At 30.6% G+C, this 1415-nt stretch carries 1 protein-coding gene; it reads right to left on the bottom strand.

Annotated features, from left to right (window positions below; translation table 11 throughout):
* Positions 1–1260 (bottom strand): IS4 family transposase (locus tag C8C76_RS14975; RefSeq protein WP_108143056.1); only part of this gene is annotated, 1260 nt, incomplete at its 3' end.
* Between the last annotated feature and the right edge of the window lie 155 nt (positions 1261–1415).

Raw genomic sequence — 1415 nt, forward strand, 5'->3', positions numbered from 1 at the left:
GTCTATGATTAAAAATAATGCTTCAATATGACTTAAATCTTTTAGCTCATCACAGTATTCAAAAAACATACCGCCAAAAGTCTTTTCGTCTTCATTTTTTCTGACATCTAAAGTCAGCATAATGTATCTGGTGAATACTATTGTGGTGTGAGCAAACATTGAATCATAGCTTCTTCCCTGAAATTCTTTGGCTAAACGCAGATATGATTTGTTCATCTTAAAAAACACTTCAATATCCCAGCGTTTGCCGTAGATTCTGATGATTTCCTCAGCATCTAGATCTATGTTAGTGGATAATAAAGCTATCCATTGACTTTTGTCATTATCATTTTTAACAAAGATTATTTTAGCTTTAATTTCTTTATCATTCTTATCTTTACCAAGACCGACAACAGCAGAGGCTACAACTCTATTTTTGTGATCTTTATCGAGCTTTTTGTAGAGATCTTTTAAATTTAGTTTTTTACCTTTGTAGATATAATAAACCCTGTACATTGCTTTTAATCTGCAGATAACCTGCATATTGTGTCCTAAAACTTTTTTAATAACTTTAGGATAGGCAAACCAGCTATCAAAAAGAACATAATCTACAGGAATGGCATATTTAACTGCTCCTTTGAGTAGATCAAACATTGTTTCAGTAGTCTTTTTAAGAGCTTCTTTACGCCTTTTATAGCCATTAGTTCTTTTATCAATATTCTCGTTGACACCATTAATTTGAGTATTGGGGTTAGTAGAACTTAAAAGAGAGAAAGCAACAGGAATAAAACTATTACCGTCAGACCAGCCCATAGTTAACATTCTAAAACCTTTGACATATTTACCTGAAGCATGATCATGAACTCTGCTTAATAATTCAACAGCTTTACTTCTTGATCTTGAGTAAAGAGAATCATCAAAAATCAAGACATTAACTCTATTTTTAGAAGTCAAAGAATAGATTTTACTGTTGATGATTTTAGAGCTTAAAATAAGGAGAAATTTTCTCCAGTTATAGCTGCAGGAATTCAAGAAATCATAGATAACATCCTTGCCAAAAGGTAGATCTTCAGGTTTACTGGTTAAAAGCTGATAAAGATTTTTACCGCTAAAAACAAGCTTAAATATAACCTGAAAGACTAGAAAACAGGAAGCACCTCTTAATTTAGTGATATTAGACATTCTTAGAGCTTTAACAAGTTCAATTTTTTTGAAAAAATTATCAATATTAGAGTCAAGATTCTTTTCTTCAATTAAATTATGTGGTATAATAGTATTCAACAAAAACATCCCTTTCTTATTGGTATTTAAGTGATCTTGTTAATTACTATTATACCATAAATAGGGGTGTTTTTGTATTTTTTATGACTACTTTTTTGAGCTTCTTCCTATGTTTATCAAGGTTTTATTACTAAAACCTAACGCCGAAAGTTGAG

The organism is Halanaerobium saccharolyticum (genome assembly GCF_003053565.1).
GTDB lineage: Bacteria > Bacillota > Halanaerobiia > Halanaerobiales > Halanaerobiaceae > Halanaerobium > Halanaerobium saccharolyticum_B.